The organism is Pseudomonas sp. 21LCFQ010, from assembly GCF_024129905.1.
In the GTDB taxonomy this organism is placed as follows: domain Bacteria; phylum Pseudomonadota; class Gammaproteobacteria; order Pseudomonadales; family Pseudomonadaceae; genus Aquipseudomonas.
In genome coordinates, this window is the sequence record NZ_JAMYDZ010000012.1 from 71,086 (window position 1) to 91,708 (window position 20,623).

Annotated in this window: 12 protein-coding genes; 4 read left to right on the forward strand and 8 right to left on the reverse strand. The window is 63.4% G+C overall.

The window, feature by feature from the left end; all coding sequences use genetic code 11:
* Window positions 1–22 precede the first annotated feature (22 nt).
* The 3 genes from NJC38_RS29050 to NJC38_RS15505 are packed head-to-tail and all read left to right on the forward strand — an operon-like array spanning window position 23 to window position 10,282.
* Window positions 23–6,784 carry a DUF4347 domain-containing protein gene (locus NJC38_RS29050; RefSeq protein ID WP_290447271.1) on the forward strand — a complete coding sequence of 2,254 codons (6,762 nt, stop codon included), beginning with the start codon at window positions 23–25 and terminating at the stop codon, window positions 6,782–6,784.
* Window positions 6,781–8,139, forward strand: a complete 1,359-nt coding sequence (locus NJC38_RS15500) for an HlyD family efflux transporter periplasmic adaptor subunit (protein ID WP_045481203.1) — start codon at window positions 6,781–6,783, stop codon at window positions 8,137–8,139. Before NJC38_RS29050 ends, NJC38_RS15500 begins: the two co-directional genes overlap by 4 nt.
* A gap of 10 nt (window positions 8,140–8,149) precedes the next feature.
* Window positions 8,150–10,282 (forward strand): HlyD family efflux transporter periplasmic adaptor subunit, encoded by a 2,133-nt coding sequence (locus NJC38_RS15505; protein ID WP_253115561.1) that lies wholly within the window; start codon window positions 8,150–8,152, stop codon window positions 10,280–10,282.
* Between the two features lie 298 nt (window positions 10,283–10,580).
* Here NJC38_RS15505 and NJC38_RS15510 read toward each other — a convergent pair whose 3' ends face one another.
* The 5 genes from NJC38_RS15510 to mnmC all read right to left on the reverse strand — a co-directional run bounded on the left by NJC38_RS15510 (window position 10,581) and on the right by mnmC (window position 17,582).
* Window positions 10,581–11,651 (reverse strand): lipocalin-like domain-containing protein, encoded by a 1,071-nt coding sequence (locus tag NJC38_RS15510; RefSeq protein ID WP_253115563.1) that lies wholly within the window; start codon window positions 11,649–11,651, stop codon window positions 10,581–10,583.
* A complete protein-coding gene (locus NJC38_RS15515; protein ID WP_253115565.1) occupies window positions 11,641–14,109 on the reverse strand; it encodes an ABC transporter permease in 2,469 nt (822 codons plus the stop codon). Before NJC38_RS15515 ends, NJC38_RS15510 begins: the two co-directional genes overlap by 11 nt.
* A gap of 1 nt (window position 14,110) precedes the next feature.
* A complete protein-coding gene (locus tag NJC38_RS15520) occupies window positions 14,111–14,779 on the reverse strand; it encodes an ABC transporter ATP-binding protein (protein WP_045481194.1) in 669 nt (222 codons plus the stop codon).
* Between the two features lie 21 nt (window positions 14,780–14,800).
* Window positions 14,801–15,493, reverse strand: a complete 693-nt coding sequence (locus tag NJC38_RS15525) for an MBL fold metallo-hydrolase (protein WP_045481191.1) — start codon at window positions 15,491–15,493, stop codon at window positions 14,801–14,803.
* 103 nt (window positions 15,494–15,596) lie between these two features.
* Complete coding sequence (gene mnmC, locus NJC38_RS15530) at window positions 15,597–17,582, reverse strand: bifunctional tRNA (5-methylaminomethyl-2-thiouridine)(34)-methyltransferase MnmD/FAD-dependent 5-carboxymethylaminomethyl-2-thiouridine(34) oxidoreductase MnmC (RefSeq protein ID WP_253115567.1); 1,986 nt, start codon at window positions 17,580–17,582, stop codon at window positions 15,597–15,599.
* Window positions 17,583–17,710: 128 nt separating this feature from the next.
* Here mnmC and pap point away from each other — a divergent pair, with 128 nt between their 5' ends.
* Entirely contained in the window at window positions 17,711–19,210 is a 1,500-nt protein-coding gene (gene pap, locus NJC38_RS15535; protein ID WP_045481184.1) for a polyphosphate:AMP phosphotransferase, read from the forward strand.
* On the opposite strand, the gene NJC38_RS15540 is transcribed toward pap, so the two are convergent.
* The 3 genes from NJC38_RS15540 to NJC38_RS15550 form a co-directional block, all read right to left on the reverse strand.
* Complete coding sequence (locus NJC38_RS15540; RefSeq protein WP_158497577.1) at window positions 19,211–19,369, reverse strand: hypothetical protein; 159 nt, start codon at window positions 19,367–19,369, stop codon at window positions 19,211–19,213.
* 149 nt (window positions 19,370–19,518) lie between these two features.
* Window positions 19,519–19,923, reverse strand: a complete 405-nt coding sequence (locus tag NJC38_RS15545) for a YbaN family protein (RefSeq protein WP_253115569.1) — start codon at window positions 19,921–19,923, stop codon at window positions 19,519–19,521.
* Window position 19,924: 1 nt separating this feature from the next.
* Entirely contained in the window at window positions 19,925–20,512 is a 588-nt protein-coding gene (locus NJC38_RS15550) for a YecA family protein (protein WP_045481178.1), read from the reverse strand.
* Between the last annotated feature and the right edge of the window lie 111 nt (window positions 20,513–20,623).

Genomic DNA, 20,623 nt, shown 5'->3' on the forward strand with positions numbered 1-20,623 from the left:
CTTGTACTGCAAGGACTGCCCCATGAGCAAAGATCATACTCCGCCCCAGGCCTTCTCTAACGCTCCCCGAGCTCTTCAGCGTCGCAAGCCTTCGCCGTTGGCGCTGGAAGCAAGGATCATGTTTGATGGTGCTGCCGTTGCCACCGCAGCCGACGCGGCCAAGCCGGCAGTAGCAGGCGAAGCGCCGGCATCGCACATTGCCGAGTTGGCCAAGGCCGCAGCAGCGCAGACTGGCAGCCGGAATGCGGATACAGCCAGGGCGGCGGGCGAGGAACGTCTGGTAGTTGAGGGCGTCAGCGAACCTCAGAATGGTTCGGGCAGCAAAGTGCTGTTCGTTGACGCTGCGGTCAGTGATTACCAAAAAATTGTCGATGCGGCGCAGCCGGACGTGAAAGTCGTAGTACTTGATACTGCGCGCGACGGCATCGTGCAGATCGCCGATGCGCTCAAGGACATGCGCGATGTGACTTCGATCAGCATTGTGTCCCATGGCAGTGACGGGTTGCTGCTATTGGGCAACAGCGCGCTCTACAGCGACAACCTGGAGCGTTACCGCGCTGAGCTCACGACAATCGGTACTGCATTGCGGTCCGGGGGCGAAATTCTTCTGTATGGTTGCGATGTAGGCGCAGGCAGTCTGGGTGACAGCTTCATCCATAACCTTGCAGATGCAACGGGTGCTGTTGTCGCCGCTTCGAGTGACGATACGGGTAATCTCGCCGGTGGCGGCAACTGGGATCTTGAGATCTCGACCGGGAGCCTCACCAGTGCCGCGGTGCTGAATACTTCACGGTTGGCCGACTATGACTACACGCTGGCTTCGTTCAGTGCCACGAGTGTCTCTCAGTTGCAGGGTTTCCTGACAACATCAGGTGGTAATAACCAGGCTGACACCATCACGTTGGCCAATGATATTCTTTTCAGTAGCAGCGATCTCACCCTGACCTTCTCGATCAATGACGGCTTCAAGACAACCATCATTGGCAATGGTTTCAAGATCGACGCCCAGAACTATACGCAGATCATGCATATCAATGCAGGCTCCGGCAGTATTGAGCTGCAAGGTGTGACCTTGACCAATGGTATGGCCAGTGGTCGGGGTGGCGACAGTGTTGAAGAGACCAATTCTGCTGCCACGACAACTCCGAATGCGGCTGAGGGCGCTTTGGGTGGCGCCATCTACAATGCGGGCACATTGAGCATCGTCAATAGCTCGATCATCAACAACAAGGCCACAGGCGGCGGCGGTGGCGGCGGTCATCTCAATTCAAGTTCCGGTGGCGCTGGTGGCGGTGGCAGTGGTGCCGCCGGAAACGGTGGTGCCAGCGGCGGCACCCACAACACAACTGCTGGTTATAATCCAGGCGGTGTTACCACCCAAGGCGCTGCTGGTGGTGGGGGGCAAGGCGGTGCGGGAGCTGGCGACCCTTACGCAGCAAACGCTCGTCCGCTCGGTGGTAACGGAGGTTCTTCGGTCGCCGGCTCTGTCACCGGTGGTAAAGCTCAAGTGTATGCCGGCTTCGCCACTGGTGGTGACGGCGGCGTTGTGTCCCTCAACGGCGTGACCATTGGTGGCGGCGGTGGCGGGCAGGGTGAAAGTGCCATTGGTGGCAACGGTGGAACGGCGGTGGGGGCCATTTACAATGCCGGTACGCTGACGATCACCGGCAGCTCCGTCACCGGGAACATGGCGGCAGGCGGTGGCGGTGGCGGTGGCGCTGGCAGCGCTGGTAATGGTGCCCTGGGCATCGGCGGTAAAGGCGGTGACGCCTACGCCGGGATTCGCAGTATCGGTAGTGCAACGTTGACCGTGACCAGCAGTGATGTCTCCAATAACCTTGCAGTCGCCGGTAAGGGCGCAGAGGGGACCGGCGGCAAGGCCGCTGACGGCATCGCTGTCAGCGATGCGGCAACTGCCCTTCCTCCGACCATCAGCGGCACCGTCGCCAGCCAGCCGGTCAACGACAATGCCACGCTGCAGCCGTTTTCCGGTGTCACCCTCACCGGCGGCAACGTTACTGTCACTATCACTCTGGATAACGCGAGCAAAGGGGCTTTCACTTCTGCGGCGGGTTTCACCAGCAGCAATGGTGGTCTGACTTATACCAGCGCCTCTGGCAGTGCTGCTTCTGTGCAGGCTGCATTGCGCGCCCTGGTCTACCAACCGGCCAATAACCATGTGGCGGTCGGCAGTACCGAGACCACTACCTTCACGTTGTCGGTCAACGACGGCACCAACCCGGCGGTAACTAACAGCACTACCACGGTGGTCGCCACCTCGATCAACGATGCGCCGACCCTGACCGGCAACATGACGGTGCCGACGGTTCTAGAAGATGCCAGCAGCAACAACGGTACATCGATCACCAGCATTGTTGGCGCCGCCTTTTCTGACCCGGATCTCAATGCGTCGCTGGCTGCCCTGATCGTGGTGGGCAACCCGGCCAACCTGGCAACTGAAGGCCTCTGGCAGTACTCCACCAATGGCGGTACCAATTGGTACGCAATCGGTACGGTCAGCGTTACTTCCGGGCTGATACTTTCGCCTGCGACGCTGGTGCGTTTCGTGCCGGTGGCCGACTACAACGGCACCACTCCGGCCTTGACGGTTCGTGCGCTGGACAATACGTTCCCGGGTTCTACCAGTAGCGCAGCGGCTTCTCAAACTCGCGTTACCATGGATACCAGCAATAACGGTGGCAGCACGTTTATTTCTGCTGCGACCAGAACCATCAGCGGCACCATCACGGCGGTCAACGACGCGCCTTCGTTCACCCAGGGCGGTAACGTGACCGTGCTGGAGGACGCCGGTGCGCAAACGGTGACTGGCTGGGCCAGTAATCTCAGTGTCGGGCCGGGCAACGAGTCAGGGCAAACCCTGACCTTTACCGTCAGCAACGATAACAATGCGCTGTTCAGTACCCAGCCAACCATTGATGCGACAGGCAATCTGACGTTTACCGCCGCTGCCAACGCCAGTGGTACTGCGACGGTTACTGTGACCCTGAAAGATTCAGGCGGCACCACCAATGGCGGGGTCGACACCAGTGCGGCGCAGACCTTCACCATCACCGTCACCGGGGTCAACGATGCACCGACCGGGTTGGGCAATCTGACCTTGCCGGCGATTCTGGAAGACGCGAGCAGCCCTGCCGGTACTGCGATCAATGCTCTGCCGGGCTTCAATTTCGTTGATGTCGATGCCGGTTCCAGCCTCAGTGGCATCGCTGTAGTGGCCAACACTGCCGATGCCGTAACCGATGGGCTCTGGCAGTATTCGGTCAATGGCAGCGACTGGTATGCGGTCGGTACGGTCAGCAATACCGATGCCCTGCTGCTGTCGGCCAGCACGCAGTTGCGTTTTCTGCCGGCTGCCAACTACTTCGGTAGTCCGGCTGCGTTGAGCGTGCGAGCGATAGACAACACCTTCGCTGGTGCTTACAGCACCAGCACCGCCTCGCGACTGGATGTGTCTGGCAATGGTGGCTCGACGCCGTTCGCGGCCAGCACCAACACCATTGGCATCAGCGTGACCAGCGTCAACGATGCGCCGGACTTCACCGCGGGGGCCGATGTGACTGTGCTGGAGGACGCCGGGCCGCAGACCATCGCGGGCTGGGCCACCAATCTGTCGGTCGGGCCTGCCAACGAGTCCGGGCAGTCCCTGATGTTTATCACCACCAATAGCAATAACGCGCTGTTCAGCGTCCAGCCAGCGATAAACCCGAGTACCGGTGACCTGACCTTCACTGCGGCGGCCAACGCCAATGGGGTCGCCACTGTTACCGTGCGGCTGAGCGACAGTGGTGGCACCGCCAATGGTGGAGTGAATTTCGTCGAAAAGACCTTCACTATCAGTGTAACGGCGGTCAATGACGCACCCTCGGGAAGTCCGACCGTCACTGGCAGCGCTCAGGAGGGCCAGACCCTGACGGCCAGCACTTCGGGTATTGTCGATGTCGATGGCCTGTCAGGCGTCACGTTCAACCACCAATGGCAGGAGTTTGCCAACGGCAGTTGGTCAGACATCAACGGCGCCAACGCTGCCAGCTTTGTTCTGGGCAGCGATCAGGTCGGCAAGTCGGTGCGCGACAAGGTTACCTACACGGATAACGGTGGCACCCTGGAAACTCTGTTCAGCGGGCCATCAGCGACCGTTGCCGGGGTCGTGCCAGCAGTCAGCTCGATCGATCGTGCTTCGGCCGAGGTGGTGCTCGCCTCGGCGACCAGCATCGTCTACAACGTGACCTTCAACGTGGCGGTCACTGGCGTAGACACCAGCGATTTCATCCTGACGACCACCAGTGGTAACGCCTCTGGCGTTATTGACTCGGTGAGCGGGACAGGCAATACCCGGCAAGTGACGGTCATTAGCCTGGCCGGTGACGGTACCTTGCGCCTTGATCTCAAAGGCTCCAACACCGGCATCGTGTCGGGTAGCAATACCGCTATCGGCGGCGGCTTCACTACCGGCCAGACCTACACCGTGGACCGCGTAGCGCCGGTGATCAGCAATCTGCAGGGGCCCAACGTGCCACAACGGGTCGGTGACACCATCACCGTGACGCTGACCGTGAGCAACGATGGCGGCGTGCCTTACACCCTCGCCCCGGGCAGTACTGTTGCCGGATATTCGCTGGTCAATCTGACGCCCATGAGTAGCACTCTCTACAGAGCGCAATACGTGGTGACCGATGGCGGCACCGATTACGCCGGCTCTGCCAGCCTGCCGGTGAACGTCGGTTTGATGGATGCAGCAGGCAATACCGCCACCTGGACCACGGCCATTACCCAGTCCAATGACTCAATCAATGCCAATGCGCCGAGCGGCATGCAACTGAGCAACACCAGCCTGCAAAGCGCCAACAGCGCCAACGCGGTGGTCGGGACACTGAGTACCACCGACCTGAGTGTGGTGGACTCCTTTACCTACACGCTGGTAGCTGGCACCGGCTCCACCGACAACGCCAGGTTCACGGTGGTCGGTGATGAGCTGCGGGTGAGCAGTCAGGCGCTCACCGTCGGTATCTATTCGGTACGCGTGCGCAGCACCGATAGCGGCGGTAACTCGTTCGAGCGCAGCTACAGCATTGCGGTCAATGCTTATGTGCCGCCAGCAGCCAACCCTGATACGGCGCTCGCCACCGAGGCAGGCGGGGTGAGCAATGCCACGCCGGGCGTTAACCCGACCGGCAACGTGCTTACCAACGATGACGGCAGTGATGTACGCACGGTGACCGCGGTGGGAGGGGGCACCGTGGGCAGCCCGCTCACCGGGACCTATGGCACCCTGACGCTCAACAGCGACGGCAGCTACAGCTACGTGGTGAACAACAACAGCGCGGCGGTGCAGGCATTGCGCACCACGGCTGACACCCTGACCGACACCTTCCAATACACGATCGCCGACAATACCCTGGCCACCAGTACCTCGACCCTGACCATTACCATTCGCGGTGCCAACGACGCACCTGAGGTCAATGGCATCGTCAGCGTGCGCGAGGTGACCGAAGGCACACCGTGGACCTATACGTTCCCCAACGGCATGATCACCGATGTCGATGCCGGTGATTCGCTGACCTGGAGTGCCAGCCTGATGGGCGGCGGAGCATTGCCGGCCTGGCTGAGCTTTGACCCCGCCACCCGTACCTTTACCGGCACCCCGACCACCGTGGGTGATATCCGCGTGACCGTCACGGCGACGGACCTGAGCAACGCTTCGGCGAGCCTGACTTTTACCGTGCGTACCAGTGCTGTACCGGTGGTGACCCCGCCCGTCACACCACCAGTCAACCCGCCAACCGAGCCGGTAACGCCGCCTGTCACGCCACCGGTGACACCACCGACCGAACCCGTCACGCCGCCTGTTACGCCACCGACTGAACCGGTGACGCCGCCGGTCACGCCACCTGTGACACCGCCGGTTGATCCGGTGACCCCGCCGGTGCAGATCGCTGATCCGCAGGTGCCGAACACACCGACCCCGTTGCCGCCAGTGCTGGCGCCTGCCACGAACGTTGTTCTGCCGAGCGTCGGGTCCGGCAGCGTACTGGCGGATACGGGAGCTACGGTCAATGCCAACCAGTTGATTACTGAGCAGCAGCTTGGCGGTGTCAGCACTCTGACGGCGATAGAGATTTCGCGCCCTGAGGGGGCCAATCGCAGTATCGTCGAAGCAGCGGGTTCCGCTACTGGCGCTCAAGCCGGCTTCACCCAGTCGCCGGTTTCCGGCGCTACCTTGGGCGTTTTCGTCAATCCACTCAACGACAGTGCTCAGCGCCAGGGTTCAAGCTTTATCAGCTCGCCAGCACTGAGCAGCGGCCTGACCGATGTTGGCCGTGGCGGCTTCCAGGTGGTGTCGCTGGTCTCTGAGCAGCCAGGCCTGCGCGTGCTGAGCGGCGTTGCAGACCAGCAACTGAGCGCTGGCCAGACCTGGAACTTCACCGTACCGGCCGATGCCTTCGCCCACACCGAGCAGAACCCCGGCATCACCTTGCGTGCCACCCTGGCCGATGGGCGGCCGCTGCCGGCCTGGTTGAGCTTCAACGCAGCCAGCGGCCAGTTCGAAGGCCGTCCGCCGGAAAATTTCAATGGCGAACTGGTGATCAAGGTCCAGGCCCGTGACCAGAATGGTCGCACTGCGGAAGCTAACTTCCGGGTCAATGGCCAGGGCAGTGCGGGTGCGAATGGCCGTGCCGAAGCGCCAAGCGGGCGTAGCGGTTTGTCTGAGCAACTGCGTGCCGCAGCCAAGCGGGCGCCGTCGCTGGCTGCGGCGGGCGCATGACCGATTTGTCTTCGCCGCAGCCACCGCAAGGCGTGTCGGCCGCGGCGCTGGACCTGCTGCTGAGCCTGGCTCGCCGGGCCAGGCATGCCAGCGACAGCGTCGAGCTGGACTTTTTGGCGGTCAACGAAGGTCATGCGCTGGTGCCCTATCGCCAGGCGGCGCTGTGGTTCGAGCAAGAAGGGATAAGGGCGCTGTCGGGCGTGGTGCAGAAGGAAGCCAACGCACCTTATGTGCAGTGGCTGGAACAACTGTGCCGGGCGCTGCATGCACAAGGGCAGGGGCCTCGCCAGGTCACCTCCGTTGATGTGCCTGAGGCACTGGCCCGTGAGTGGGGTGACTGGCTGCCGGTGTACCTGCTGTGGCTGCCGATGTCGGGGGAGGCCACCACTGGGGCCTTGCTGCTGATGCGCGACACGCCCTGGCAGCCCATTGAGGTGGCGTTGCTGGATGAATGGCGTGATGTGTTGCAGCACGCGTTCGAGGCGCGCCTGCGCAGCGAGCCGCCGTCGTGGCGTCGCCGGCTGGCGGGGCTGCGCCGTAGCTGGCGGCGCCCGCGTCGTCTGGCATTGCTGGCTGGACTGATCATCGCTCTGGGGTGCCTGCCGATTCACCTTACGGTACTGGCACCTGGCGAACTTGTGCCGGCCAACCCGGCCACCTTGCGGGCGCCGATGGATGGTGTGCTGGGCGCGTTTATGGTTGAGCCCAATCAGCAGGTGGTCAAGGACCAGCCGTTGTTCACCTTTGACGAGGCCGCCCTGACCAGTCGTCTGGAGGTGGCCCGTCAGGCGCTGGTCACTGCCGAGGCTGAATACCGGCAAACCGCGCAGATGGCGGTTTACGACCCCAAGGCCAAGTCGCAACTGGCCATTCTGGCCGGCAAGATCGAAGAGCGCCGTGCCGAGTCCGACTACCTGCAAGGTCAGTTGCAACGCTCGCGGGTGGTGGCGCCACAGGACGGTATTGCGCTGTTCGATGACCCCAGTGAGTGGATTGGCAAACCGGTGACCACCGGTGAGCGGATCATGCGCATCGCACTGCCTCAGGACGTTGAAATCCAGGCCTGGCTGGCGGTGGGCGATGCGATCCCGCTGGAGGCCGGAGCACCGGTCAGGTTGTACCTCAATGCCAGCCCGTTGACACCCGTGGCCGCCCGGTTGCGCTATATCGCCCACGACGCCGAGCAGCAACCCGACGGCAGCTACGCCTATCGGGTGCGGGCCACCCTGGATGCCACCACTGATCAGCGTGTGGGCCTCAAAGGCACGGTCAGGCTGAGTGCCGAGCAGGTGCCGCTGGCTTACTGGGTGTTGCGTCGCCCGCTGGCCGCGGTGCGCCAGATGCTGGGGGTCTGAGGTGGCGGTCATGGCCGCTGCGGCCGCCGGGCCTGCGGCGGCGCCGGTCATGGCGCCGCTGCGCGAGGAACTGGCGTTGTTTCCAGGTCCCGCCCTGAGCGATGGGCAACCGAGCTGGACCTTGCACGACCCGATCCGCAACCAGTTTTTCCGCATCGACTGGCTGAGCTTCGAAATCATTTCGCGTTGGGAGATGGCTGAGGCCGCAGCGATTGCAGCGGACATCTCGCGCCAGACCACGCTGCAGGTGCTCGCAGAAGATGTGCTGGAGTTCACCCGCTTCCTGCACGACAACCAGTTGTTGCAGCGCCTGCCCGGCAGTGCCACAGCCATGGCCGCGCAGGTGCGTCAGCGCAAGGGCGGTTTCTGGCACAACCTGTTGCACGGTTATCTGTTCTTCCGGGTGCCGCTGGTGCGCCCGGATGCCTGGTTGCAACGCACCCAGGGTTGGGTGGCGCCATTGTTCAGCAAGGGCTTTGCCTGGCTGACCCTGATGGTGCTGGTGTTGGGGCTGATTCTGGTCGAACGCGAATGGACCCGCTTCACCTCCACCCTGATCGATACCTTTTCCTGGCAAGGCCTGGCCGGTTACGGTGTGACCATCGTGCTGATCAAGATCCTTCACGAGCTGGGGCATGCCTACACCGCCAAGCGCTATGGCTGCCGGATCCCGGCGATGGGTGTGGCGTTTCTGGTGATGTTCCCGATGGCCTACACCGACACCAACGAGGTGTGGAAGCTGGCCCGCCACAAGCAGCGTCTGGCAGTGGCTTCGGCGGGGGTGGCGACCGAACTGGTGGTCGCGGCCTGGGCGACCCTGGCCTGGGCGCTGCTGCCCGATGGCCTGCCCAAGTCGTGCGCGTTCATGTTGGCGACCACCACCTGGATTGCGACGCTGGCCATCAATACCAGCCCGTTCATGCGCTTTGACGGTTACTTCCTGTTGTCTGACTGGCTGGACATGCCCAACCTGCATGGCCGCTCGTTTGCCCTGGCGCGCTGGCACCTGCGCGAAAAGCTGTTTGGCCTGGGGCTTGAGCCGCCGGAGTATTTTTCCCGGAGTAAAACGCTGGGGCTGATTCTGTTCGCCTACGCCACGTGGTTGTACCGGCTGGTGCTGTTTCTGGGTATCGCGGTGCTGGTTTACCACTTCTTCATCAAGGCCGTGGGCATTGTGTTGTTCATCGTTGAAATAGGCTGGTTCGTGTTGATGCCGTTGATCAAGGAAGTGCGTCTGTGGCCGCAGTTGTTGACGCTCAAGGGAAGCCGCCGGGGGCTATGGCGGCTGGCACTGATTGTGCTGCCGCTGGTGCTGTTGCTGGTGGTGCCGTTGCCCACGCGGGTTGGGTCTTCGGGGCTGTTGCGCCCGGCAGAGAGTTTTCCGGTGCATGCGCCGGCCGGCGCACAGCTGGTCAGCCTGAGCAAGGCCAACGGTGAGCCCGTGAGGGCCGGTGAGGTCATGCTCGAACTGGCCTCGCCGGACCTGCAGCGGCGCTGGAGCCTGGCCCGCACGCAGCTTGAGACGATCCGCCAGCAGGCGGCCAATACCGGCATCGACCCCGCCTTGCGGCAGAACATGCAATTGCTCGCGCAACAGGAAAGCACGGCGCGCGCCGAACTGGCCAGTGTTCAGGCCGAACTGGCGCGCTATGCGCCGCGTGCGCCGTTCGATGGCGTGCTGTACAACCTCGAACCGGGCCTGAAGCCCGGCGTCTGGGTCAGTGCCCACGAGCGTCTGGCGACCCTGGTGCAGCCCGGTATCTGGCGGGTGGAAACTTATCTGGATGAGGACGATGTAAGGCGGATCAAGGTCGGCGACCGTGCGCGCTTCTACGCCGACGGCCGCGCTGACCTGAGCCTGTCGTTGCGGGTGGAGGCCATCGAACAGGATGCCACCCGGCAATTGCTCAATGGTGAGCTGTCCAGCGCCGCCGGCGGCTCGGTGATGACCCGCGACAAACACGGCAAACTGATCCCGGAGCGGGCGGTGTACCGGGTGACGCTGAGCAGCGAGCAACCGCCAGAGCTGGCGCAACTGCAAAGCTGGCGCGGCAAGGTGGTGATTGCCGGTGACTGGCAATCGCTGGCGCAAAGCTTCCTGCGTTCGGTATTGGTAGTGATCTGGCGCGAGACCGGGTTCTGAGGCGGCTGCGCCAGGCTGGCTAGCCAGGTCGACTGCCGGGGGCTTCTGGCTTTTTTGATCACGCTGCTCCTTGGAAAGTGTTCCCAGCGAAGACTCAATACTGTTCGTTTAGGCGCCGTATACCTCTGTGGGAGCTACCTTGGTATGGGCGGCACTCCGACGAAGAGGCCGGTAAAGTCACAGCAACTGCTGCGAATGTGCCGCCGTCTTCGTCGGGATGCCGCCCAGACCAAGGTCGCTCCCACCGAGACCTATGGTGCCTAACTGAACAATATTGCGCCTGACCGCAAACCACCGTTCAATACCCGGTCATTTCCAGATACCCGACCCCGCTCTGGCTGCCGCTGGCACGCACCGGCCCCTCCCAGTAAGGCACGTCCAGGTCCATCCACGCTTTGGCGTTGAGGGCCTCGGTGATGATCGACAGGTTCTTGCCGGGGATTTCTATCGACCAGCGGGTCGGCAGGCTTCGGCCTGCCACGCGGGTTTCGTTCAGCGGCGCAAGACGAATGTCATCGCCAGTGAGTGGCTGGATCTGGCCATCCGGCGCAATCCAGCTGCCGATCAGGTAGGCCGGCCGGGTGGTGCGACGGATGCGGTAGAGCATCAGCCGTGTGCCATCTTGTAGATGCAGAGAAAACCAGTCCCAGCCGTTCTGCTCGGCGGTCAGCGGCTGGCTGCTCCATTCCCGGTCCAGCCAGGCCTGGCCGCTGACCTGATGAGTCTGGCCGTCAATCTGCAATTGACCCTTAACCGTGTAGAACGGCTGGCTGTAGTAATACGATGCCTGGCCCTGTTCGGACTTGCGGCTGTAGCCGTGCTCGCCCTGCAGCACCATGGGGCGTTCGCTGGTCAGGTGCAGCGTGTAGCTGAAAGCGGCAGCGCTGGCTTGCAGGTGCAGATCGCGCATCGGTTCGCTGGCGCTGCTGGTCATTGACCAGTCGTCAATCCAGGCCGCGAACGGTGTCAGGTTGACGCCGGCCTGACCGATACCGCCGCGTCCCAGGCGCTGGGCAGCGTGATGCGAGGTGGCGGAGGTGGCTGCCGCGTGCCCCATCCAGAGCGTGGTGTCTTGCCAGCCGGCGCCGCTGCTGCCGGGCTGCAGGGCATTGCGAAACAGCGTCCATTGCACGCCGAAGGGCCGGCCTTGCGGGTCTTGCAGGTTGGCCGTGACATACCACCATTCAATGCGAAAGCCCGGGTGCGGGGCGTGATCGGCAGGAAAGCTGAACGGCCGGCCCGCAGTGACCTGAGTGTAGCCATCAGCCTGCCCACCCATGCCGGCAAAGCCCTGTTCTGCTGGCGGCTTGTCGTCACAGCCGACCAGCAGCAACAGGCTCAGCACGCCAAAACGCCAGCTACTGGTCACGATCAAAGCTCCTGAGCAGGTCGGTGGGCTGGCTGCGGTACAGCCGCCAGAGCGGCCCGGCCGAGGCCAGCAAGGTGGCGAGCAGGGCCAGCGCCGTGAGGTTCAGCCATTGCAGCGGGAACAGCTGAGTGGGCAGCCGCCAGCCAAACGCCTGGACCTGAATCACCGCGTTCAGGCACCCGTTCAGCAGCACGCCCAGCGGTACAGCGACCAGCAAGGTCAGGCTGGCCAGCAGCCAGGTCTGGGCGAGGTTGAGCAGTACCAGACGACGACGGTCGACCCCTAAGGCCCAGAGTGGCGCCAGTTGCCCGAGACGATCCTGGCTTTGCGTCAGCAGGCTGATGAACAGCGCAATGGCCGCCACGCCAAGGATCAGGCTATTGAGCGCCGCAGTGGCGGCGAAGGTGCGTTCGAAGACTTTACCGGACCAGTCTTTAAGCTGCTGCTGATCGACGATCCGGCTATCGTCGAGGCCGAAGCGTTGTTGCAACGCGGCGCTCAACACGCCAGCGGCCTGCGGCTCGGTACGCAGGCTGAAACGGCCAGGCAGCAGGTCGGGCCAGTGCTGTAACAGGTGCCGCGAATCGACCAGCAAATGGCCACGTGAATTACCGTAGTCGGCATACAGGCCAATGATGCGTGGGTGCCAGCGGCCTTGCGGTACCGGGATCTCCAGCGTGTCACCAACGTCCAGGCCCAGACGCCGGGCCAACTGTTCGCTGAGCATCACGCTGTCCTGTTGCGCCAGTTGCTGCCATGCGTTCTCGGCGCTGGCTGACAGCAGCGGCCAATGCTCGCGGTAATGCGCATGGTCGATCACCCCATGCAGTTCAGCTGGCCAGCCTTGCAGGCGCACACTGACTTGCCAGTCCGGCAGTACCGCTTTGACCCCCGGTTGTTGCGCCAGCCAGTCGGGCAGGGTGCGGGCCTGTTGCGGGGTAGCGACGGTGACGTACAACTCGGCGCTCAAGCGCTGCTCCAGCCAGGTGTTGAAGGTCTGGCGAAAGCCTGCGGTCATGCCGCCGGCACCGATGCTTGTGGCCATCGCCAGTAACAGCGCCATCAACGCCAGACTGAGGGTCGGCAACTGCTGCCGGCAATCGGCAATGAACCATTGACCCAGCACCGAATGGCTACGGCGCACAGCCACCGCCAGCACCCCGTCGAGAATCACCGGCAGGCCCAGCGCCGCGCTGAGCAACAGTGCCGAGACCAGCACAAAACCGCTGATCAGGCTGTCACCGAACCCGGCGCCCAGCGCCACCGCCAGACCCGCCAGGGCAATCTGGCGCTGATGGCGCAGCCAGCGTTGATGCGCTTCACGCCAGGCCTGAGCACGGGCCAGCGCCAGCACTGGCAGGCGGGCGGCGCGTAGCAGGCTGCTGGTGCCGGCGAGCAGGGCACCGAGCAGCGCCACGCCGAGGCTGCCCAGCCACCAGCCCGCGCCCAGATTCAGCTGCCCGGCCACCTGTGCGCCATACAGGCCGCGCAGGCTGGCGGCCAGGTCAGGCAGCAACAGGCTGGCCAGCACAAAGCCGCTGGACACCCCGGCGATGCCGGCCAGCCCAGCCATGCCGACCAGCTCCAGGGCCAGCGCGGCCACCAGCATGCGCACGCTGACCCCGCTGGCGCGCAGGTTGCGCAGCAGGCCGCGACGTTGTTCCAGCGCCAGGCCGATAGCCGCATGGACAATGAACAGGCCGACCACGAAAGCCAAAGCCCCCAAGGCATCGAGATTGAGGTGGAAACTGTCGGTCAAGCGCGCCAGATCATCATTGGCATCGCCGTGCTGCAGGCGTAACCGGTCGGCAAACCGCGGCGGCAGTTCAGGCTGGGTGGCGGCGAAGTCACTGGCCAGCAGCAGGCGGCTGACTTGCCCGGGCATTGCCAGCAGGGTTTGCGCCTGGCCGATATCGGTCAACAGCAGCATCGGTGGCATCGTTGCGACGCTTTGCAATGGCGGCAGGCGCTGGCCGTTGTCCAGTGCTGGTTGCTGGCCTTCCTGCAAACCCAGCGCCCGTAGCGTATCGCTGGCAATCCAGGTGACGCCGGGCGGGCGCAGGAAATTCAGCAACTGGTCGTTGCCCAGCGTCTGGCCCGCCAACGCAGTGCCACGTGGCAGGGTCAACGGTTCGATGCCGAGCAGTTGCAGGCGCTCACCGTTGAGGCTGACCCGGCCTTGCAGTTGCGGCGACACCGGCCAGCCGGCCCGGCGCAGCTCGACAAACAACCGCTCGGAAAATGGCCCACCCTCGGGGCTGACCAGCCAGCTCTGGGCCTGGCCGCCGAGCAACTGACTGGCGCGCTGATAACTGTCGCGAGCCTGGCTGTTGAGCGCCTGCACGCCGGTCAGCAACCCGGTTGCCAGCCACAAGCCGACCAGCACGCCGGCCAACTGCACCGGATGACGCCGCCAGTGACTCAGCAGGGCGCACAGCGTCCAGCCGAGTGCGCTCATCTCAGTGGACTGCGGCGTCGTCGAGCCGCCCTTTATGCAATACCACCCGGCGAGCCAGGCGGGCGGCGATGCGCGGACTGTGGGTGACCATCAGCAGGCTGGTGGGGCTGTCGGCCAACAGCTCCATGAGCAGTTGCATGACGTCGTCACTGCTGGCTTCGTCGAGATTGCCGGTCGGCTCGTCGGCGAGCAGCAAGGCCGGCCGTGCGGCCAGTGCGCGACCAATGGCCAGCCGTTGTTGCTGGCCGCCAGACAGTTGCTCGGGATAGCGATCCAGCAAGCCATTCAGACCCAGACGCTGTGCCAGTTGCGCTTGCCAGGCGCGGTCGTGGCGCCCGGCCAGACGCGCCTGAAAGGCCAGGTTGTCTGCCACCTTGAGGCTGCCGATCAGGTTGAACTGCTGGAACACCAGGCCGATACCGCTGCGCCGCCAGCGCGCCAGAGCGGATTCATTCAAGCCGTCCAGACGCTGGCCGTTGACAGCAATACAGCCGCTGTCTGGTCGGTCCAGGCCGGCAATCAGGTGCAACAGGGTGCTCTTGCCGCTGCCCGACTCACCCATCAACGCCAGGCTTTCGCCAGGCGCCAGTTGCAGGCTCACGCCATCAAGCACTTGCAGCGGCCCCTGGGCGGTGGGGTAGTGCTTGATGAGGTCGTCAACCTGCAGCATGGCGCGGTTCTCTATGAGCGGTCAGTTTTGCCCGCAAGCCCGATTGGCCGCCAGGGCCACGTCCAGCAAGCGGGGTGGCGGCAGGTGCAGGCCGTCCATCAGCGCGGCGTACTCTTCGGCATTGGCCACTTGCAGGCGCGGATTGTGACGGCGCTCTTCGCCAATGGTCGAACAGGTCCAGCCCTTGTAGTCGTGCGCCGGGAACACCAGCGTGTCGTCGCCCAGATCCAGCAGGCGTTGCAGGCTGGCCCACTGCTGGCGGGCGCTGCCATTTTGAAAGTCGGTGCGGCCACTGCCGCGAATCAACAACGTGTCGCCGCTGAACAACCAGGCCGGTTGACGGCCGCGGGCGGCGAGCAGAAAGCAGTACGAATCGCTGGTGTGCCCCGGCGTATGCCAGACCTTCAATTCGCGACTGCCAAAGGCCAGGCTCTGGCCGTCATGGAAGTTGAAGCTGGCGCAAGGCACGTGGCTTTCCTGACCCAGGCCGGTGTTGCAGCCGGTGGCATCGCGCAGATCACCCAGGCCGGTGATGTGGTCGGCGTGCGTGTGGGTGTCGATAGCCATGATCAGGCGCAGATCAAGGTCGGAAATCAACCGCAGGTAATCGTCCAGATGCTCTTTGACCGGGTCGATCAGCAGCGCCTGACCCTGATCGGCGAGCAGGTAGCTGTAAGTGGATGTCTGGCTGTCGAACAGTTGACGAAACAGCATGCGAGTCTCCGTTTTTCAGCGTGTGCAGGTAACCACCGTAGGGCTTATCGCCGCTCAGGTCAAAGCCGCCTGTGCAAATGCCTGTTACAAAAACCCGCCGAATCTAGCTTTTGCCCCCACGAATCAGGCTGCGCAGCGCGAAGCGATTGGGGTGGCAGGCCTCGGCCACACTGCGCGGCAGCGGCAACGGTTCGTCGTCCAGCCAGGCCGCGAGCAATTCGGCGCTCAACGGTGTGGTGATCAACCCTCGTGAACCATGGCCGCTGTTGACGTACAGGCCGTCGAGCCATGGACAGGCCAGGGGCGGAATCTGGCGGGCGTCTTTGCTCAGCGCCGCATAAGTGTGGGCGAACGCCTGCCCGTCAGCCAGCGGGCCGACGATAGGCAGATAATCGGGGCTGGTGCAGCGAAAGGCAGCCCGGCCTTGCAATTGCGCGCCGTCCAGACCGGCGCCATGCAGGCGCTGGCTGAGGTCCGGCGAGATGTCCTCCAGCAATTGCAGGTTGCTCTGATGTTCGGCCAGGGTCGGGCTCAAGTCCTGGTTATGAAAGTCAAAGCTTGCGCCCAGGGTATGTTCGCCGCCACGCGCCGGCGCCACGTACCCTTCGGCGCAGACCACGGTCGCGAGCGCCTGGCTGGCGGCGGTCGCCGGCAGGCGAGTGATCTGCCCGCGAATCCGTTTGAGCGGCAGCTCGGCACTCTGGCTAAAGCGCTGCACATCGGCGGCATTGGCAAGAACCACCACCGCAGCGCTGGCCAGTAACCGGTCATCGGCCCAAGCCTGCCACAGGCCATCTTCGTGGCGCAGATCCAGCGCCTGGTGGTGGGTCAGAACCGTGATATTCGGGTGCTCGACCTGTTGCTGACACAGCGACGGCGGATGCACCCAGCCGCCCTCGGGGTAGAACAGCCCGCCGCCGGGCAGGCTCACCCCGGCCTGTTGTTCGGCGGCGTGCTGGTCCAGCACGTGCAACAGGCTGGCCGGGAAGGCTTCGGCCAGTTTTGCCTGGCGCTGCGCCTCTTTGTCATCGAACGCCAGTTGCAGCACGCCGCAGTCGTCCCAGTCGCTGCCACGCTGCAAACGCTCCAGCAGGCGCCGGGTATGGCCGAAGCCGCTGAGGATCAGTTGCGACAGCGCCGTGCCATGGGCTGAAAGCTTGAGGTACAGCACGCCCTGCGGGTTGCCCGAGGCTTCGCTGGCCAACTGTTCATGACGCTCCAGCAGGCTGACCTGCCAGCCACGCACGGCCAGGCTGCGTGCCGTGCTGCAACCGGCCAGGCCGCCGCCGATCACCAGGGCTTTGCGTTCACCGGCAGGCCGCGGTGGGCGGGCGAACCAGGGTTTGACCGCAGGGGGCGCCTCGGCTTCGTCGGGCCAACCGATAAAGGCGCCGCGAATGACTTCCCATTTATGGCCGATGCCCGGCACGCGCTTGATCTTGAAACCGGCCGCCCCCAACGCCCGGCGTACCCAGCCGGTGCTGGTGAAAGTGCCCAGCGTGGTGCCGGGCGCCGACAGCCGCGCCAGTTGCGCAAACAGCTGCTCGTTCCACATCTGAGGGTTTTTAGCCGGGGCAAAACCATCGAGAAACCAGGCGTCGATGCGCCCGTCCAGTTGTTCCAGCATCTGCTGCGCATCGCCAATCAGCAGGGTCAGGGTAATACGCCCGTCGTCGAACAGCAGCCGCTGAAAGCCTGGATGAATGGCTCGGTACTGGTGCAGTAATTGCCCGGCTTGCGCAGCCAGTTCAGGCCACAGCGCCAGGGCGCGTTGCAGGTCGGCATGGCTGAGGGGGTACTTCTCGACACTGACAAAATGCAGGCGTGCGCCGACCGGTGCACACTCGTTGAACAACTGCCAGGCGCAGAAGAAGTTCAGCCCGGTGCCGAATCCGGTTTCGCCGATGACCAGCCGCCCGTCCGCCGGCAAGGCCGTAAAGCGGGCGCGCAGGTCGTTCTGGATCAGAAACACATGTCGGGTCTCTTCCAGGCCCGCATCGGTGGCGAAATACACGTCATCGAAGGCGTTGGAGCGTGGGTTGCCGTTTTCGTCCCAGCTGAGCTGGGCGTTCTGGAAGGGGGCGGTCATGGCGGGCTCTGCGGTGGACGAGGCGGCATTTTACCCGGTCGCGGGCTGAACGGATTGACCCATCGGGCGAATTGATGGTCTTAATGGGCAAAGCGCTATCAACGAAGATTCGTAAAGGGAGTTCCAGGATGTTCGAATCCGCTGAAATCGGCCATGCCATCGACAAGCAGGCGTACGACGAGCAGGTGCCCGCATTGCGCGAGGCATTGCTTGAAGCCCAGTACGAGTTGCATGAGCAGGCCGGGCGGCAGATCATTGTGCTGATCAATGGCATCGAGGGCGCCGGCAAGGGCGAGACGGTTAAATTGCTCAACGAGTGGATGGACCCACGCTTCATCGAGGTGCGCACCTTCGACCAGAAGACCGACGAAGAACTCGATCATCCCCCGGCCTGGCGCTACTGGCGACAATTGCCGGCCAAGGGCCGGATGGGCATTTTCTTTGGCAACTGGTACAGCCAGATGCTTCAGGACCGGGTGCATGGCCTGCTCAAGGACGCGCAACTGGACCAGGCGATCAGCGGCGCTGAGCGGCTGGAAAAGATGCTCAGCGATGAAGGCGCGATCATCTTCAAATTCTGGTTCCATCTGTCGCGTAAACAGATGAAACAACGCCTCAAAAGCCTGCGCGACGATCCGCTGCACAGCTGGCGCATCAGCCCGCTGGACTGGCAGCAGTCCAAGACCTACGACAAATTTGTGCGCTTCGGCGAGCGGGTGCTGCGCCGCAGCAGCCGTGAATATGCGCCCTGGCATGTGATCGAAGGCGCCGATGCCAACTATCGCAGCCTGACCGTTGGCCGTTTACTGCTCGAAGGCATGCAGGCGGCGCTGAACACCCCGCCAGTCGAACCCCAGGCGCTGGCGGTCGGACCGCGCGGCACCCATGACGATGAACTGACCCTGCTCGACAGCCTCGATTTGAACCAGCAACTGGACAAGGATGAGTACGAGCATCTGTTGATCACCCAGCAGGCGCGTCTGTCGCGCAACATGCGTGACAAACGCATGAAACGCCATGCGCTGGTGGCCGTGTTCGAAGGCAACGATGCGGCCGGCAAGGGCGGCGCGATCCGCCGCGTGGCGGCGGCGCTGGACCCGCGCCAGTACCACATCGTGCCGATTGCCGCGCCCACCGAAGACGAACGCGCCCAGCCGTACTTGTGGCGTTTCTGGCGGCAGATCCCGGCACGCGGCAAGTTCACCGTGTTTGATCGCTCCTGGTATGGCCGGGTGCTGGTCGAGCGAGTCGAGGGCTTCTGCAGCGAGACCGACTGGTTACGCGCCTACGGCGAGATCAACGACTTCGAAGAGCAGTTGACCGACGCCGGGGTGGTGGTGGTCAAGTTCTGGCTGGCGATCGACGAGCAGACCCAGCTGGAGCGTTTTCAGGCCAGGGAAGAGATCCCGTTCAAACGCCACAAAATCACCGAAGACGATTGGCGCAACCGCGAAAAATGGCCGCAATATCGCCGCGCAGTCGGTGACATGGTTGACCGCACCAGCACCTCGATTGCGCCGTGGACGTTGGTGGAGGCCAACGACAAGCGCTGGGCGCGGGTCAAGGTGCTGCGTACCCTCAACGAAGCGCTGGAAGCGGCATTTGCCCGCGACAGCAAGAAAAAATAGTTACGCAGGCCGCTGATCGCTGGCGTGCTGCGCGGGGGTGCAGTCTCTGAGCGTTGGCGCAGCATCGTGCCGCTCGGGGCTGCGGTTCGGCAGGTTGGCAGCCAACGCTTCGGCCAGGGCGCGCAGGATGGCGCTGTACAGGGGAGGGAGGTCACGCATGGGGTTGTCCTTGATCAATGGTGATGTCCACGCGCTGCAACGGTCTTGGGCGTTACAGCGGCGTAACAACAGCTAAGAACAACTTTGCGCGAAGGTCAGACGTTTTTTGCATAAGGCTTATAGCGGTTTTGCAAGCATCAAGCCTGGCGCTAGCGCCGTGGCGGCAGTGTCTTTTGCCGTGCAATCCACAGGCTGACCAGCACCGCGCAGAGCAGCAACAGCACGCGCACCCAGGTCAGCGGCACGAACCAGCACGACACCCCGATGCTGAACCACATCAGGCCGATGGCGTAGACCTTGGCTTTGAGCGGAATGCCATGACCTTCCAGATAGTCCCGGATCCACGGGCCCAGGCGCGGGTGTTCGACCAGCCAGCGGTAAAATCGCGGCGAACTGCGCGCGAAACACGCCGCGGCCAGCAACAGGAAGGGAGTGGTGGGCAGCACCGGCAGGAAGATGCCGATGATTCCGAGCAGGACACTCAGCCAGCCGATCGCCAGCAGTGCATAGCGCACCAGCCCGTGTGAGCGGGTGCGCGATGACGGGGTGACCAACTCAGTGGTGGCGAGGCTTGAGGATTGCCGGTTTTTCTTCCGGTGCCTGGCACAGCAGGAACAGGGCTGTCAGGGCTTCAGGGATCTGGACGATCATGTCGTCCATCAGGCCGGCGTCCTGGGCGATGTCGGCGAATTCCGGTTGTTCGTCGAACAGGCCCGAACCGACCATGATCGGCAGCAGCATTTCACTGACTTCTTCCTCGGCGCTTTCGAACCAGGCGTTCTCGCGCAGGAACACGCCTTCCATGAAGCCGATGCACCAGCCGCGCAGTTCCGAGTCGTCCGGGTCGTCGCCCAGGTCCAGGTCGCAAGGCAGTTCGAACTCTTCGTCCGAGGCCAATTGGCGGGCAATATGTGCTTGCAACAAGACCAGAGTGGTTTCGATTTCTTCGCGCTGCGCGTCGCTGGCGTAGTGCGGTGGCTCAGCGAACAGTGCTTCGATCCACTCGCGCTCAGGCACCTGCTCCGAGCAGATTGACAGGGCGGTCAGGTAGCCATGGGCGGCCACGTAGTCCAGTGCTTCATCGTGCAGATCATCTGCATCAAGGAAGACTTGCAGGCGGGTAAGTTGCTCAGCGAAGGACATTGACGGACTACCTTGGAAATAAACGATGCCAAATTCTAGGCTCTCAACGGCCTGGGCGCCAGCAGCGTGAGCACTGCCGGGCAATATTGACAGCTGATGTACAGAGCCTCC